This window comes from Pseudomonas sp. BJa5 (assembly GCF_030272875.2).
Classification (GTDB): Bacteria; Pseudomonadota; Gammaproteobacteria; order Pseudomonadales; family Pseudomonadaceae; genus Aquipseudomonas.
Genome location: NZ_JALRNG020000049.1, coordinates 1 through 15,520, shown reverse-complemented (window position 1 = coordinate 15,520; position 15,520 = coordinate 1). Strand labels below are relative to the sequence as shown.

The 15,520-nt window shown below is 65.7% G+C and carries 16 protein-coding genes; 8 read left to right on the top strand and 8 right to left on the bottom strand.

What is annotated here, in order from left to right; genetic code table 11:
- Window positions 1–92: 92 nt before the first annotated feature.
- The gene (locus tag M2D63_RS22790; RefSeq protein WP_285865321.1) at window positions 93–1,079 is read left to right on the top strand and encodes a GlxA family transcriptional regulator; all 987 of its coding nucleotides are present in this window, start codon (window positions 93–95) and stop codon (window positions 1,077–1,079) included.
- On the opposite strand, the gene M2D63_RS22785 is transcribed toward M2D63_RS22790, so the two are convergent.
- A complete protein-coding gene (locus M2D63_RS22785) occupies window positions 1,036–1,947 on the bottom strand; it encodes a LysR family transcriptional regulator (protein WP_285865320.1) in 912 nt (303 codons plus the stop codon). The genes M2D63_RS22790 and M2D63_RS22785 overlap by 44 nt on opposite strands.
- 126 nt (window positions 1,948–2,073) lie before the next feature.
- Between M2D63_RS22785 and M2D63_RS22780 the strand changes: the two genes are divergently transcribed.
- Window positions 2,074–2,814 carry an SDR family NAD(P)-dependent oxidoreductase gene (locus tag M2D63_RS22780; RefSeq protein WP_285865319.1) on the top strand — a complete coding sequence of 247 codons (741 nt, stop codon included), beginning with the start codon at window positions 2,074–2,076 and terminating at the stop codon, window positions 2,812–2,814.
- A 20-nt stretch (window positions 2,815–2,834) separates the two neighbouring features.
- Window positions 2,835–3,044 carry a 4-oxalocrotonate tautomerase family protein gene (locus M2D63_RS22775; protein ID WP_285865317.1) on the top strand — a complete coding sequence of 70 codons (210 nt, stop codon included), beginning with the start codon at window positions 2,835–2,837 and terminating at the stop codon, window positions 3,042–3,044.
- A gap of 97 nt (window positions 3,045–3,141) precedes the next feature.
- On the opposite strand, the gene M2D63_RS22770 is transcribed toward M2D63_RS22775, so the two are convergent.
- The 3 genes from M2D63_RS22770 to M2D63_RS22760 are packed head-to-tail and all read right to left on the bottom strand — an operon-like array spanning window position 3,142 to window position 6,552.
- Window positions 3,142–4,248 (bottom strand): carboxylate-amine ligase, encoded by a 1,107-nt coding sequence (locus tag M2D63_RS22770; protein ID WP_285865316.1) that lies wholly within the window; start codon window positions 4,246–4,248, stop codon window positions 3,142–3,144.
- A complete protein-coding gene (locus tag M2D63_RS22765; RefSeq protein ID WP_285865315.1) occupies window positions 4,245–5,195 on the bottom strand; it encodes a class I SAM-dependent methyltransferase in 951 nt (316 codons plus the stop codon). Before M2D63_RS22765 ends, M2D63_RS22770 begins: the two co-directional genes overlap by 4 nt.
- Before the next feature lie 10 nt (window positions 5,196–5,205).
- The gene (locus M2D63_RS22760) at window positions 5,206–6,552 is read right to left on the bottom strand and encodes an iron-containing redox enzyme family protein (protein WP_285865314.1); all 1,347 of its coding nucleotides are present in this window, start codon (window positions 6,550–6,552) and stop codon (window positions 5,206–5,208) included.
- A gap of 192 nt (window positions 6,553–6,744) precedes the next feature.
- Between M2D63_RS22760 and M2D63_RS22755 the strand changes: the two genes are divergently transcribed.
- Complete coding sequence (locus tag M2D63_RS22755; protein ID WP_285865313.1) at window positions 6,745–7,464, top strand: GNAT family N-acetyltransferase; 720 nt, start codon at window positions 6,745–6,747, stop codon at window positions 7,462–7,464.
- Here the strand turns inward: M2D63_RS22755 and M2D63_RS22750 are convergent.
- Entirely contained in the window at window positions 7,461–8,354 is an 894-nt protein-coding gene (locus M2D63_RS22750) for a LysR family transcriptional regulator (RefSeq protein WP_285865312.1), read from the bottom strand. The genes M2D63_RS22755 and M2D63_RS22750 overlap by 4 nt on opposite strands.
- Before the next feature lie 111 nt (window positions 8,355–8,465).
- Between M2D63_RS22750 and argC the strand changes: the two genes are divergently transcribed.
- Entirely contained in the window at window positions 8,466–9,398 is a 933-nt protein-coding gene (argC, locus tag M2D63_RS22745; protein ID WP_285865311.1) for an N-acetyl-gamma-glutamyl-phosphate reductase, read from the top strand.
- A 391-nt stretch (window positions 9,399–9,789) separates the two neighbouring features.
- Here argC and M2D63_RS22740 read toward each other — a convergent pair whose 3' ends face one another.
- Entirely contained in the window at window positions 9,790–10,149 is a 360-nt protein-coding gene (locus M2D63_RS22740) for an SH3 domain-containing protein (RefSeq protein WP_285865310.1), read from the bottom strand.
- Between the two features lie 83 nt (window positions 10,150–10,232).
- Between M2D63_RS22740 and M2D63_RS22735 the strand changes: the two genes are divergently transcribed.
- Window positions 10,233–11,678, top strand: a complete 1,446-nt coding sequence (locus M2D63_RS22735) for a SulP family inorganic anion transporter (RefSeq protein WP_285865309.1) — start codon at window positions 10,233–10,235, stop codon at window positions 11,676–11,678.
- Window positions 11,679–11,686: 8 nt separating this feature from the next.
- Here M2D63_RS22735 and M2D63_RS22730 read toward each other — a convergent pair whose 3' ends face one another.
- Window positions 11,687–12,535 carry a CAP domain-containing protein gene (locus M2D63_RS22730; RefSeq protein WP_405310793.1) on the bottom strand — a complete coding sequence of 283 codons (849 nt, stop codon included), beginning with the start codon at window positions 12,533–12,535 and terminating at the stop codon, window positions 11,687–11,689.
- Between the two features lie 135 nt (window positions 12,536–12,670).
- On the opposite strand from M2D63_RS22730, the gene M2D63_RS22725 reads away from it, so the two are divergent.
- Window positions 12,671–13,285 carry a cell wall hydrolase gene (locus tag M2D63_RS22725; protein WP_285865308.1) on the top strand — a complete coding sequence of 205 codons (615 nt, stop codon included), beginning with the start codon at window positions 12,671–12,673 and terminating at the stop codon, window positions 13,283–13,285.
- A 95-nt stretch (window positions 13,286–13,380) separates the two neighbouring features.
- Here the strand turns inward: M2D63_RS22725 and M2D63_RS22720 are convergent, their stop codons facing one another.
- A complete protein-coding gene (locus M2D63_RS22720) occupies window positions 13,381–13,926 on the bottom strand; it encodes an Rrf2 family transcriptional regulator (RefSeq protein WP_285865307.1) in 546 nt (181 codons plus the stop codon).
- A 286-nt stretch (window positions 13,927–14,212) separates the two neighbouring features.
- On the opposite strand from M2D63_RS22720, the gene M2D63_RS22715 reads away from it, so the two are divergent.
- Window positions 14,213–15,415, top strand: a complete 1,203-nt coding sequence (locus M2D63_RS22715; RefSeq protein ID WP_285865306.1) for an NAD(P)/FAD-dependent oxidoreductase — start codon at window positions 14,213–14,215, stop codon at window positions 15,413–15,415.
- Window positions 15,416–15,520: the final 105 nt, after the last annotated feature.

The following is a 15,520-nucleotide window of genomic DNA, read 5'->3' as shown; positions in this document are numbered from 1 at the left end:
CGTTAGGGGTAGTTTCTGCCATGATCGTCTTGGCTGAAATAGCCACATAACGACGTTTTCCGCCAACCTCTCGACCCCAACGGACAACCCCCATGCGCATCGCCCTTCTGGCTTTTCCCCGTGTGCAAATGCTGGATATCGTCGGCCCCGCCGATGTCTTCGCCGAAGCGGCGAAACAACTGGGCAACCCCCGCGCCTACCGGGTCGAGGTGATCGGCACCGAACCCGGCCTGATCAAGACCAGCAGCGGCCTGCGCCTGGCGGTGGACGCCACGGTGGACACCCACAAGGCCAGGCTCGATACCCTGCTGGTGGCCGGCGGCCCGCAAATCGACGAGATCGTCGGCAACCCGGCCCTGCAACAATGGCTGCAACGCCAGGCAGGCTCGGTACGACGCATCGGCTCAGTGTGCACCGGTGCCTTCGCCCTGGCCGCCGCCGGCATCCTGCGCGGACGGCGGGTGACCACCCACTGGAACAGCAGCGCGCGCCTGGCCCGGGAAAACCCCGACACCGAGGTCGAGGCCGACAGCATCTATGTCAAGGACGGCAGCCTGTACACCTCGGCGGGCGTGACTGCGGGCATGGACCTGGCCCTGGCCATGGTCGAGGAAGACCACGGCCGCGAGCTGGCCTTGCGGGTGGCGCGGGAAATGGTGATGTTCTTCAAGCGCCCCGGTGGCCAGTCGCAGTTCAGCGCCCACCTGGCGGCGCAGACCGCCGAAAAATCGGCCATCAGCGCCGTGCAGGCCTACATACTGGCCCACCTCAAGGACGACCTCAGCGTCCCGGCCCTGGCCGCCCGCGCCGGCATGAGCGAGCGCAACTTCGCCCGGGTGTTCAAGCTGGAGGCCGGCTCCACCCCGGCCGAGTTCGTGGAGCTGGCGCGCATCGACAGTGCCCGGCGCCTGGTCGAAGAGTCGGATATCCCCTTGAAGCGTCTGGCCGACGCGGTGGGCTACGCCAACATCGACGGCTTTCGCCGGGCCTTCGTGCGCCGCCTGGGCGTCACCCCCAGCGACTACCGGGCGCGCTTCACCCAGCCTCGCCCTGCAACAGAAAATCGATCATCGCCCTGACCCGCAACGGCACATGCCGGGCATGGGGGTAGATGAGCATGAAGGGCCGCGAGGTGCCGCCATAGTCGCCGAGCACCTCGACCAGTTGGCCGCTGTCCAGCTCCTGCTGCACGGTGAAGCGGTAGGCCTGCATCAGCCCGGCGCCGTATTTCACCAGGGTGGCGGTGGCGAGAAAATCCTCCAGGCAGGTGTAGCTGCCCGAGGTCTGCACTTCGACCCACTTGCCTGCGACCTGGAACGACCAGGGCGTGGTGCGCCCGGTGCTGGGCAGTTCGAACTGGATGCACTCATGCCCGAGCAGGTCGTCCGGCGTGGCTGGGATGCCGGCGCGACGCAGGTAGTCGGGGGTGGCGACCACCACCAGCTCGGCCTCCTCCAGGCGCCGGGCCACCAGCCGTGAATCGGCCGGTGCGCGCCCACGGATCGCCAGGTCGTAGCCCTCCTCGGCAAAATCGATATTGCGGTTACTGACATGCACGTCGATACGCACCTGCGGGTAGCGCTGGCGAAATTGTGGCAGGCGCGGCAGCAGGCGGTAATGGGCATAGGGCGTGGGCAGGCTGATGCGCAGCAAACCCGCCGGCACCGCCTGGGCGCCGCTGACTTCGCGTTCGGCATCGATCAGTTGGGTCAGCGCCTGCCGGCACTGCTCGTAGTAGCCGCGTCCGCCCTCGGTCAGGCGCATCTGCCGGGTGGTGCGCACGAATAATCGCACGCCCAGGCGCTCTTCCAGGCGCGCCACCGAACGGCTGACCGCCGCCGGCGTGACCCCGGCCTGGTTGGCGGCGGCGGTAAAGCTGCCGGTTTCGGCCGCCAGGCAAAACAGCTCGATGCTGCCCAGTTGCAGATCGTCGAATACCCGGGTCATGAGCACCTCATTGATTACACCAGGTATCAATTCAAATTACATTCACACCATTTTTCAAGACCTGCTTGCCAATTAACCTGAGCTCCATCAGCCGGACCTGTCGCCCGGCTTTACGGAGACTCGATCATGCACACAGCCAAAACCGTCATCGTCACCGGCGCCTCCAGCGGCCTGGGTTTCGCCATCGCCAAGGCCTACCTTGAGCGCGGCGACAATGTGGTCGGCAACGCCCGCACCCTGGCCCGCCTGCAAGAGGCTGCGGCGTCCCTGGGCAACCCGGCCAACTTCCTGCTGGTCGAAGGCGACATCGCCCGGCCCGAGACCGCACGCAAGCTGTTCGACCAGGCCATCGAAGCCTTCGGCAAGGTGGATATCCTGATCAACAACGCCGGCATCTTCATCGCCAAGCCGGTGGCCGACTACACGCCGGCCGATATCGAGGCTATCGTCGATACCAACCTCAAGGGCTTCGTCTACCCGGCGCAGGTCGCCGCTCAGCACATGGCCGCCAATGGCGCCGGGCATATCGTCTCGATCACCGCCTCCATCGCCCTGCAACCGAACAGCAAGGTGCCGGCGCTGCTGCCGGTGCTGATCAAGGGCGGCCTGAACCAGGCGGTACGTGCCCTGGCGCTGGAACTGGCGCCTGCGCAGGTGCAGGTCAATGCCGTGGCCCCGGGGATCATCGACACCCCGCTGCATGGCGACGACCCGCAGACCCGCGAAGCGCTCAAGGCCCTGGCGCCCACCGGGCAGATCGGCAAGCCCGAGGATGTGGTCGATGCGGTGCTGTACCTGACCGACTCGACATTCGTGACCGGTACCGTGATCGCCGTGGACGGCGGTTCAGCCACCGGTGTCTGGTAAGCAAACGGAGGAAGACTGTCATGCCTTATGTACACATCCGGGTTACCCAGGAAGGCGTCAGCGCCGAACAGAAACGCGAGCTGATCGAAGGCACTACCGAGCTGTTGTATCGGGTACTGAACAAGCCGCCAGCCTCGACCTTCGTGGTCATCGAAGAAGTGCCCACCGACAACTGGGGGGTCGGCGGCGAGACGGTGACGGCGCTGCGCAAGCGCGAGCGATCGGGGTAAGGCTATCGCTGGCTACGCCAGCTCCCACAAAAGCGGTGGTTCCCACAGGGGATGTGGGAGCCGGCATCGCCGGCGATGAGGCCGCCACGGTCGCAGATCAACAACACCCCGTCATTGCCACCAACCCCTCGACCACCGCCAGCAACGCCCCCTGCGGCCGTTGCTGGCAACGCTCATACGTCGCCAGTTGCCAGTCGGCACTGGTGCCCTCGCGCAAGATCTGCTCGGCCCGGTCAAAACTGCGCTCGCTGTCACAGGGCCCGGCGTCGAAGCGCTGCCGCGCCTGCGCCAGCCATTGCTGCGCACTGCCCTGCCCCTCACCCGGCAGACAGATGTACGGGCCATGGCGCCCATGGCGCATGGCACGCCAGTAGTTCTGCCCGGCGATCCAGTACTGCTCACGGGTCAGCGCAGCGTCCTGCGGGTGGTTCAGGCAATGTTCGACCATGCGGCGAAACACACCGGCAATGCACAGCGCATCCTCAAGCCGGGGACAGGCATCGGCGATCCGCAACTCCACCGTAGGGAAGCGTCGCGACGGGCGAACGGCCCACCAAAAATCGTTGTCTTCGCGCAGCGATCCCGTACGGCGTAGCAGCTGCAGGTAACGCTGGTAGGCCTGCCAGTCGCCGAGGCGTTCCGGCAGCCCCATGTGCGGCCACTCTCCACAGGCGACCCGGCGGTAACTCTGGTAGCCGCTGGGTTCGCCTTCCCAGAAAGGCGATGATGCGCTGAGCAGCAACAACAGGGGTGTCCAGGGCAGCAACTGGTTGATCAACCTGATCCGGTCAACGCCTTGCGCCACCCCGACATGGATATGCAGGCCACACAACAGGCTTCGGCGTGCGACCTGCTGGTAGTCCTCGAACAGTTGCCGATGATGCGCCCCGTCTGCTGGTTGCTGTTGGCGCCAGCCGCCCATGGGGTGACTGCCCGCGGCGAGCAGTCCGATGCCTTCGGCCGCCAGCGCCCTGGCCAGTTGCTTGCGGCGGTGCTGGAGGAAATCACTGGCCTGGGCCAGGCTGTCGAACACCGGCGAGGCCACTTCGATCTGACTGCGGAACATCTCCTGGGCGAAGTGCGCGCCCAGCACCTGGCGGCACAGCGCGATGATGCCGGCCCCGGGCCTGGCAACTGCCTGGCCGCTGGCCAGCTCCACCAGCAGGTACTCCTCCTCGATGCCGAAGGTACAAGGCCTGGTCATCGTCGCGTCACGCACAGCATCACCGCGGCGATCCGCTCGACCTGCTGGTAGCCGGGTTCAAGCAGTTGTTCGCCAAACACATCCGGGTCCAGCTCCTCGTAGCGCCAGGCCCAGCGCGGATCGACCAGGGTACCTTGCACCTGCGCCAGGAAAGGGTCACGGCCCTCGACCATGGCAACACCTGTGTACAGCAGCAAGGTGCCGCCCGGCGCCAGGCGCGGCAAGGCTTGCTCGACGATACGCAGCGACAGCTGTTCGCCCAGGACGCCACCACCATGGCGATAGGCACGTTCGCCGGCATCGAGCATGTAGGGTGGATTGGCAACGATCAGGTCGAACCGTCCGGTCACGCCATCGAGCACGTCGCTGTGCTCCACCGAGACATTGGCCAGTTGCGCCAGGGCAACATTGATCGCGGTCAGACGCAAGGCCCGGGGGTTGATGTCCAGGGCACAGACCTGGGCATGACGCCGTGCCCGGGCGATCAGCAACGCGCCAATGCCGGCACCGCAGCCGATATCCACGGCATGGTCGAGGGCGGTCGTACGCTCACGCAGGTGGGCTTCGATGACCCGGGCAAAGCGATAACTGTCGGGGCCGAAGAACACGGCATCGACGCTGTCGGTAGGGTAGCTTGAATGCACCAGTAGCAAGGTTCCCAGGTTCGACCAGCGCACCCGGCTGCGCCAGAGGTCGCCCAGGTGTTCGACGATACCTGCCCGTTGCATCTGCGCCCGTTCGTCCGCCGATAGCACGGCCGGGTTGAACGCCCGGTTCCAACCGAAGATATCGCGCAGGGTCTGCGCCTGTTCGTTCCCGGCACGAATATTGTTGCGATGCTGGGTCAAGGGCGTTACGCAGGTAAAGCGGTAGCCGTCGGCCTGCAGCCGCCTCCCCAGTTGCAGCAGGGCCTGATCGGCCTGACGTTGAACCTGGTCCAGTAGCATCGTGCGCTCCTTAACGGTGCAAGCCGGTCATCTGCGCGAACCGGCGCGTCGCCCACAGGCCACGGGGCAAGGCATGGCGGTTGCCGCTCATGTCCTTGATCAGTTGCTCGATGCGGGTTTGTGGCGGCAGCGCCTGCAGGGTTGCCTCCAGGGCCTGTTCCTGCTCATCGTCGATCAATGGATCGACCTTGAGTGTCGGCATGCGCGTTGGTTTGGCCAGAGGCTGCCAGGTGCCAGCGATCCAGTCATGCAGCAACTGTTTCTCGTAAGGGTCGAATACGCCGAACATGGCTGCACCCGGTCCGTCGACCAATCGCCAGAAACGACTCTGGCCCGGGTCCCGGTCCCGCCTGATCCAGCCCTTGCGCTGCAACACGGCGAGAAAGCCGCTGAGCAGATTGGTGTGCGCCAGCCATTGATTGACCGTGCGCCCTTCGATGCGACAGTAGTCCGAGTGCATGTGCTGGCCGAACCCGCGCTTGCGCTCCAGGGAGGCCAGCAACTCGGCTTCGAGATCGAAGCTGTCGATGATCGCCTGTGCCCCCGGCCCCAGGTCGTTGAGGCGATAACCGCGGGCCACACGTTGATAGAACGGCGTGCCGCCCTGCTGCGGCCACAGCTGCCGCAAGGCCTGCAGCGCTTTGCAGGCATGGCCGCTGCTGGCGTTGTCGATGGTCACATGCAGGCGAAAATAGTGCGGATCGATACCCAGCTCATCCAGCTCGTAGGCGCTGATCAACAAGTGCAAGGGCAACTGCTCGTAGCCGAGGTTATAGCCGATCAGCTCCGGCAAAAAGGCCTCGGTGTTCAAGCCCAGGGCCAGTTGCAGCGTGCCCTGCAGGTAATGCTCCGCGCTCAGGGGCAAGTCCTGGTGACAACCCAGCTCGCTGAGCAGGCGACGATAAATCAGCACATGGTTGCTTGCCGGGTCACCCTCACCCAGTTCCTCCAGGTAGGTGCGGATCAAACCGTGAAAGCGCGGATCAGGCCAATGACGCAAGGTGCCGTACAACCAGGCACCATCCACCGCCTTGGTCGGCGCTACCTGCTGGAGAAAGTACAAGGCATGGGCGCGGTTGCTGAAATAGCGCCGTGGCGCGCCAGCTTTGCGGATGGCCAGGTAATCGGCATAGTGCCGGGCCACAGCGGCCGCCCGCTGGGTGCCCCACTGTCCGAGGTCCGCGGGATTGGCTGGCAACTCATCGGGCAAGGCCTCGGCGCGTTGCAGTTGCGCGAGGAGCCATTCATGGCTGTCGCCCACCGCCCCCTGGAGCAGGTTCTGATAGCGTTGTTGCAACGCAGATCGGGCCTCCCATGGCCCCGCGGTTTGCACAGTTGATGCAATCGACACGCTCATGGTCGGGTTCCTGCCGTCAGTGGTTCAGCGGGCGACATCGCCCTTGTAAACAAGTGAGGCCCGCCACTGCCCGAAGTTCAGCGCAATGGCCCGGGCGCAAGATGGAAGGTCGCAAGCAAGCAGGCCGGTAGACCTGTAGACTTGCACCCCAAGCCAAATCACCGGCCCTTTATTTGTTCTGGAGTTGCCCCGATGCCCGCCCTCACCCATTTTGTCGCCCCGCCCGGGGAGTCGATCAAGAGCCAGATCCTGCAGATGGTGGTCGACTACCTCAGCGACATCAGCGCTGTCGGCATCCCCCCGAGCAACCCGCTGTACAACCTCTACCAGTACGGCATCGGCTTTGAAGTGCATCGCTACCTGGATGCCATGAACGGTGCCGGTGAGCTCAAGGTCGAGCTGGTGGTCGCCTGCGATGTCGACGATCCGGACAGCGTCATTGGCTTTCTCCTCTACCTGCCCCTGCAGGACGACCCCCAGGCCTGCACCGTCGCCTACCTCGCCGTGCACAGCCAGCACCGTCGCCAAGGTGTCGCCCGTGCGCTGCTGCAGCAGATGACCGCACGCTACCCCCATGCCGAACTGGCCTGCGCGCCAGGCAAGGTGGAGTGCTTCGAGGCCCTGGGCTTCCAGGTGATCGGCGCGCGCGGGCCACAGGTGCTGATGAACACCCGCGACCATGCAAGCGCAGGCCTGGTGGCGGTGCTCGACGTGGCGCCGATCTATCGCACCCTGGAAATCCAGCAGATTCACAGCTACCTGCTCAAGCAGCACGGCAAGCGAGCCATGGTCGACGCCGAGAAGCAGCGCGACCGCCACCTCGACCAGTTGCAACGCAAGGCCCAGGCCCTGGCCCTGGAGCGCCTGGGCGAAGGCCCGTGGCAGCCTGGCACCGCGATTCGCCTGGTCTAGCGACCGGCCTGCAGCGCCAGTTCGACCAGCACCTGGAGCACGAAGCGGGTGCTCTGCTCCACCTGCCCTTCGCGGCTGGCAATGCCCAGGTGACGCCACAGCCCGGGGCGCAACGGGCGCATGCACAGGCGCCCATCCGGCTCCGGCGAGCTGGCTTCGTGGGGCAGCAAGGTGGCGCCGTAGCCGGCGGCCACCAGGCTTTTGATCGCATCGTTGTAGTTGAGCTGGATGCGTGCCTGCGGTTGCAGGCCGGCGCTGGCGAACCAGTCGCCGGTCACCCGAGACAACTGAGTGGTGTTGTCATTGAGGATCAGTGCGCGGTCGGCCAGCCAGGCCGGCGTAACCCGCGCCGGCGGTACCCAGCTGCTGGGGATGAAAGCCATGATCGGGTCGCGGCGCCAGGGCTGGATCTGCACCCCCTTGACCGCGCCCTGGGGCAAGGCCACCAGGCCCAGGTCGAGGGTGCCGTCCTGCAGGCGCACCAGGGATTCGCGCGAGGTCAGCACCTGCACCTGCACATCGATGCCGGGGTGCCGCACACCGAGAATGTCCAGCGCCTGGGGCAGCAGATGGGCGATGGCGCCGGTCGAGGCGCCCAGGCGCACGCGCCCGCCCAGGCCCTGGACCTGGCGCTGCACTTCGTCCAGTGCCTGCTCGGCATCGGCCAGCAGGCGGCGCGCGCGCTCGAGCAAGGTTTCGCCAATGGTGGTGGGCTGGATCTGCCCACGCTTGCGCGACAGCAATGGCGCGCCGATGCGCGCTTCCAGGTCGGCGATGTGCAGGCTGACCGTGGGCGGCGCCAGGTTAAGCACCCGGGCGGCCTGGGCGAAGGAGCCGAGCTCGGCGATCACCACCAGGGTGCGCAGGCGGTCGAGGCTGATTTCACGCATGGGGTTTTATCGTTCAGAAAAGTTGAATGTCACCATCATGATATTCAAATTTTCTTTCGTCCAGATCGGCGCCAGCATAGGCACTCCCTGTACTGATTCGTCGAGAACACCATGCACCAGCCCCTTGTCTTTATCGATGGCGACCAAGGCACCACCGGCCTGCAGATCCACGGCCGCCTGCACGGGCGCAGCGACCTGCGCCTGCTGACCCTGCCCGATGCCGAGCGCAAGGATCCGGCGCGCCGCGCCGAGGCGATCAACAGCGCCGATGTGGCGATCCTGTGCCTGCCGGACGACCCGGCGCGGGAGGCGGTGGCGGCCATCGTCAACCCGGCGGTGCGGGTGATCGACGCCAGCTCCGCCCACCGCACCAGTGCCGGCTGGGTCTATGGCCTGCCGGAACTGGACGATCAGCAGGCCGAGCGCATCGCCCGGGCCAAACGGGTCAGCAACCCCGGCTGCTACCCCACTGGCGCCATTGCCTTGTTGCGTCCGCTGGTGAGCGCGGGGCTTGTGCAGGCCGACTACCCGCTGACCATCAATGCCGTGTCGGGCTATTCCGGTGGTGGCCGTGCCGCCGTCGATCGCCATGAAGCGCCCGGCGCACAAGCGAGCCAGGGTGTGCTGGTGTATGGCCTGAACCTGGATCACAAGCACGTGCCGGAAATCCAGCAGCATGCCGGACTGACGCAACGGCCGGTGTTCGTGCCCAGCTATGGCAGCTACCGCCAGGGCATTGCCCTGACCATCGCCCTGCAGACCCGCCTGCTGCCGGCGGGAGTGACGGCGGGCCGCCTGCATGAAAGCCTGCACGAGCATTACCACGGTTCACGCTATGTGCAGGTGGCGCCACTGGAGCTCGGCCAGGCGCCGGCGCAACTGGATCCGCAAGCTGTGAACGACAGCAACGACCTGCGCCTGGCGGTGTTTGCCAACGAGGCCCATGGGCAGGTGTTGCTGACCGCGGTGTTCGACAACCTGGGCAAGGGCGCCTCGGGGGCGGCGGTGCAGAACCTGGAGCTGATGCTGGCGGCGATGCACTGAGGGACGGCGACCACTGCGCGGTCGTTCGCAGGCTTCGCCAGCTCCCACAAAGGCCGAGACATGCCGAGGTTCATTGTGGGAGCCGGCAACGCCGGCGATGGCTGCGCAGCAGCCCTTGGGGCCGGTCGGTTCTGGCGACAGAAGGCTTGTGACCGCTGCGCGGTCGATCGCAGGCTTCGCCAGCTCCCACAAAGGCCGAGACATGCCGAGATTCAATGTGGGAGCCGGCAACGCCGGCGATGGCTGCGCAGCAGCCCTTGGGGCCGGTCGGTTCTGGCGACAGAAGGCTTGTGACCGCTGCGCGGTCGATCGCAGGCTTCGCCAGCTCCCACAAAGGCCGAGACATGCCGAGATTCATTGTGGGAGCCGGTAACGCCGGCGATGGGGCGTTTCAGGCCTCGGCTACCTGCCGCAACACCGCCAGCGGCACCCAGCCTTCCTCGGCCGTGTTGGTATTGCAACACCACACCCAGCCATTCAACTGCCTGTCACCCTCCAGCCGGTCGCCCGATTCCACATCCAGCTCCCGGGCGCAGTAAGCCTCCAGCGCCCTGCCCCGGTCGCCCTCCAGCCGCTCGATGATCTGGCCCGGCACCCAGCCGCCCTGCTGGCCCGGGGTCGTGCAGAAGAACCAGTTGTCCCAGCCCTCCTCACCGTCATAACGCTCACCAATGACCAACTCAGCCCCCCTGGCAAAGGTAATGGGCTGCGGGTACTCGCTTCTATGCTGTCCAACCACCACAAATTTCACGATTCCACCTCCCTTTGAATACTGGTCCGTGCCCGGCTTTTTACGTAGCATCCCATCCTTTTCGTCCCGACAGCCCTCCCCCCATGAAAACAACCTCCCTGCGCGCCGATGTCCTGGCAGGACTGACCACGTCCTTCGCCCTGGTCCCCGAGTGCATCGCCTTCGCCCTGGTGGCGCACCTCAATCCGCTGATGGGCCTCTACGGTGCCTTCATCATCTGCACCCTCACCGCCTTGCTCGGCGGCCGACCGGGGATGATTTCCGGCGCGGCCGGCTCCATGGCCGTGGTCATCGTCGCCCTGGTGGTGCAACACGGGGTGCAGTACCTGCTGGCCACGGTGCTGCTCGGCGGCTTGATCATGATCGCCTTCGGCGTGCTGCGCCTGGGCAAGCTGGTGCGCATGGTGCCGTATCCGGTGATGCTCGGCTTCGTCAACGGCCTGGCGATCATCATCGCCCTGGCCCAGCTCGAACACTTCAAGCATGACGGCGCCTGGCTCGGTGGTTCGGCCCTGTACCTGATGGCCGGCCTGGTGGCGCTGACCATGGCTATCGTCTACCTGTTGCCGCGCCTGACCCGCAGCGTGCCGCCGGCACTGATCGCCATCCTCGGCGTCGGCGTCGGGGTCTACCTGCTCGAGCTGCCGACCCGCACCCTGGGCGACCTGGCCCATATCGCCGGCGGCCTGCCGCAGCTGGCCTGGCCGGACATCCCCTGGAGCCTCGAGACCCTGAAGATCATTGCCCCCTACGCGATCCTCATGGCCCTGGTCGGCCTGCTGGAAACCCTGCTGACCCTCAACCTCACCGACGAGATCACCGAAAGCCGCGGCCATCCCAACCGCGAGTGCGTGGCCCTGGGTGTGGCCAACATGACGTCCGGCCTGTTCGGCGGCATGGGCGGTTGCGCCATGATCGGCCAGACCGCGATCAACCTCAGCTCCGGTGGCCGTGGCCGGCTGTCCGGCGTGGTCGCCGGGGTGATGATCCTGCTGTTCGTGCTGTTCCTCTCGCCGCTGATCGAGCAGATTCCGCTGGCGGCGCTGGTCGGGGTGATGTTCGTGGTCGCCCAGCAGACATTCTCCTGGGCCTCGCTACGGGTGCTGCACAAGGTGCCGCGGCACGACATGCTGGCGATCATCGCGGTGACCCTGGTGACCGTGTTCACCGACCTGGCCACGGCGGTGCTGATCGGCATCGTCATCGCCGCGCTCAATTTCGCCTGGCAGCAGGCCCGCGAGCTGTATGCCGACAGCCACCAGGAAGCCGACGGCAGCAAGCTCTACCGGGTGCACGGCACCTTGTACTTTGCCTCGACCACGCCGTTCCTCAACCAGTTCGACCCGGCCAACGACCCGGCGCGAGTGACACTCGATTGCCAACACCTGAGGTTCGTCGACTACTCGGCCATTGCCGCGCTCAAGACCCTGCGCGAACGCTACAGCAACAACGGCAAGCAACTGCGCGTGGTGCACCTGTCCGAGCGCTGCAAGCAACTGCTCAAGCGCACCGACCTGCACCACGGCTGAGCGGGCCCCTACGGGGCGCCGAACATCGCGGTCCAGTAGATCCCGGCATCGCTCTTGGGATCGACCGCGTAGGCGGCACCCAATTCCTTGTACTGCGGGTTCATCAGGTTGGCGCAGTGGCCGGGGCTGGCCAGCCAGCCGTCGACCACCTTGCGGGCGGTGTCCTGGCCGGCCGCGATGTTCTCGGCGGACACCTGGCCGGCATAGCCTGCAAGCTCCGCGCGGTCGCCGGGCGTGCGGCCATCGCGATCGACGTGATCGAGAAAGTTCTGGTTGGCCATGGCCCGTGTATGTGACTCGGCGACGCCCGCCAGGACAGCGTTCCAGGCCAGCGGCGTGGTCGCGGCATAGGACCTGGCGCCGCACTGGCGCTGCTGGCTGCGGGCGCTGTTGATCATTTCCAGCAGCTTCTGGCCTTCGGCCTGCCAGTCGCCCAGGCGTCCGGCCAGCAACGGCCGCGCCAGGACGATGCGCCAGTCGCGGCCTTGCTGGCTGACAGCGATATCGACGAATTGCGGGTCGAGCACCACCTGGCAGAAGCTTTCCTGCACCGCCTTCATCGCCGCCTGGGCATCCGGCGGGCCGTTGAGGGTGATGGACTGGACACTCACCATTGGGTAGTTGGCCTGGGCCAGCGCCGTCTTCAGGTCGACGCTGCCGGTGGCCGGCAGCGTCAGGCGCGGATCGCTGGCCAGCGGCGGCAGTTCCAGTGAGACCTGCTTGCCGCATTTCTGCGGCTGGCTGCGGAAGCTGTTGATCGCATCGATCAGTTGCGACGGCTCACTGGCCTGGACGGCACCTGCCATCAGGGCCAATGCCAGGCCGGCAAGACCCGGAACGGATAACTGGACGCGCATGCAAATCTCCCTTGAACGGACTGCGCCCATGATGCGCGAAGTCACCCGTCGTCGAACAGCTGGAATGTTTTGAGCGCGCTGCGGTCGACCCTGTAACGGGAAGGCATGGCCTTCCTGCCACCCAAGGGTTCGAGCATGCGCCTGCTAACGATTGTAACCTGCCTTGCCATGGTCCTCTCGGGGCCGCTGACATTTGCCGCCGACCCTGCGGCCAGGGCTGCCGAAGAAAAAGCCCAGGTGCTGGAGCACAAGGCGGTCGTGCAGCCCGACGCACCGCCTGCGCCCGGCGCCAAGGCCATCACCCGCACCGAGGTACAAGCGGTGGACCCGGCCGGGGCGGCGGCGCTGGACGATGCCATTACGTGCCTGGCCCGCAGCATCTATTGGGAATCCAAGGGTGGCCAGGCACGGGACATGGAAGCGGTGGCCAGTGTGGTGATGAACCGACTCGGCCACCAGGGCTTTCCGGACACCGTGTGCGGGGTGGTCAAGCAAGGCAAGGAAACCGGCAACTGCCAGTTTTCCTGGTGGTGTGACGGGCGCTCCGACTCGGTCCAGGAAGAGAACCGCTACGCCATCGCCAAGGAAATCGCGCGCAAGGCCCTGAACCGGCAACTGCAGGATCGCACCCACGGGGCGCTGTACTTCCATGACCGCAGGGTGTCGCCCGATTGGGCGCGGGCCTATGTGAAGACCTCCGAGACCGGGGATTTCCTGTTCTACAAGCCACGTAACGGCACGGCACGGTAGCTGTGGGAGCGGGCTTGCCCCGCGATTGCGGTCCGTCTGTCACACCGCAATCGCGGGGCAAGTCGAGTCGTCGCACCGCCGCTCCCACACACAGGTCAGTCGGAAACGTCGACCACCGGGATATCCCCGCCCGCCTTGCCCGTACGCCGGTCATTCATCCAGTTGGCCAAGCGCGTGGAAAACTCGGCCGGGGCCTTGCGTCCCACACGGCGGGCGATATCCAGGATGGTCTGTTGGGCCAGCGCTTCTTCCATGCGCTTTTGCGCCGTGAGCATCACCGCATGAATGGAGCAGGTGCCGTCCCTCGCCCAGTCCGGCGGCGAACCGTCGAACAGCGCGCAGCGATCGCGCACGTCGCGGCACTCGAAGATCATCTTGCGCCCGTCGATGGCCGTGACGATATCCAGCACAGTGATCTCATCGGCGGGACGCGCCAGCCTGAAACCGCCGCGCACCCCCTCGGTGGCCACCACCAGCCCAGCCTTGGCCAGTTTGGTGAAGACCTTGGCCAGGTACTCCTGGGGCACCCCTTGCAACTCCGCCAGGTCGCGCACGCTGGCTTCACGGCTATCGCCCAGTTCATCGACCAGGAAGGCCAGGCAGTGGATGCCGTACTCCACCCCGGCGCTATACAGTGACATGACAATCTCCGACTAACTTTGTCGCAAATAATACCAGTGTTTTTTGCGCAAACGGACTCCAGCCGTCCGCCACCGCTACCGTACATCGGCTTTCCTCAGCCTGAAGAAGGTCATTCTCTTCGAGAAAACCCGGAAACAGAGCGGTTTCCGGGCAAGGTTAACCGGATCGCCCCGGCGATCGGCAGAAAAAAATGCTTGCGCCCACAAACTACGATCAATAGAGTCGTAGTTGTTCGGCGGTGATGAGACTCACCCCACACCGATCTCACTCATGTGGAGCAGCAAAATGAAACAGCACATTCTGATTGTCGGCGCAGGTTTTGGTGGTGTCTGGAGCGCATTGAGCGCCGCCCGCCTGCTGGATCAACATGGCCGCAACGATGTCGCCATCAGCGTCCTCGCGCCGCAAGCCGAACTGCGCATCCGTCCGCGCTTCTACGAGCCGGATGTCCACCAGATGAAAGCGCCCCTGGGCGACCTGTTCAACGCCGTGGGCGTGAACTTCATCCAGGGCGCCGCCGAGCAGATCGACGTGGCCGCCAAGCGCGTCAGCTACACCGACGCCCAGGGCGTGCGCACCGACATCAACTACGACCGCCTGGTCATGGCTGCCGGCAGCGGCGTGTTCCGCCCCAATATCGACGGTCTCGACGCGCATGCCTTCGACGTCGACCAGATCGAATCGGCGGCGCGTCTTGAGCAGCACCTCAAGTCGCTGGCCAACCAGCCGGCGTCGCTGGCACGCAACACCGTGGTAGTCGCCGGCGGCGGCTTCACCGGGATCGAGACCGCCACCGAAATGCCGGGCCGCCTGCGCGCCATCCTCGGTGACGACGCCAAGGTGCGGGTGATCATCGTCGACCGCGGCGCCAAGATCGGCGCAGCACTGGGTGAAGGCATCAGCCCGACGATCGTCGAGGCGTGCGAAGCGCTGGGCGTGGAATGGAAGGTCAATGCCTCGGTGGCAGGCGTGGATGCCGGCGGCGTGACCCTGGCCGATGGCGAGCGCATCGAAGCCAGCACCGTGATCTGGACCGTGGGCGTGCGCGCCAGCTCGCTGACTGCGCAAGTGCCTGCCGAGCGCGATGCACAAGGGCGCCTGCACGTGGACCGCAACCTCAAGGTCAAGGGCCAGGAGCATGTCTATGCCACCGGCGACGTGGCCTACGCCGCCACCGACGAGTTGGGCAACTACGCGGTCATGTCCTGCCAGCACGCCATCGTCCTGGGGCGCCACAGCGGCAACAACGTCGCCGCCGATCTGCTCGGTGTCGAACCCATTGCCTACAGCCAGCCCAAGTACGTCACCTGCCTGGACCTGGGCGCCTGGGGCGCGGTGTTCACTGAAGGCTGGGACCGCCAGGTCAAGCTGCTGCGCAAGGAGGCCAAGGACCTCAAGACCCAGATCAACACCACCTGGATCTACCCGCCGGCAGCCGACCGCGCCACCGCACTGGCTGCCGCCGACCCGCTGATCCCGATTGCCTGATGCACTACCCGAAGGGCCGCCGATGCGGCCCTGTGGGAGCAACTGTCTTTTGTAGGAGCGGGCTTGCCCCGCGATTGCAATCGGTCAGTTACATCGCATCGCGGG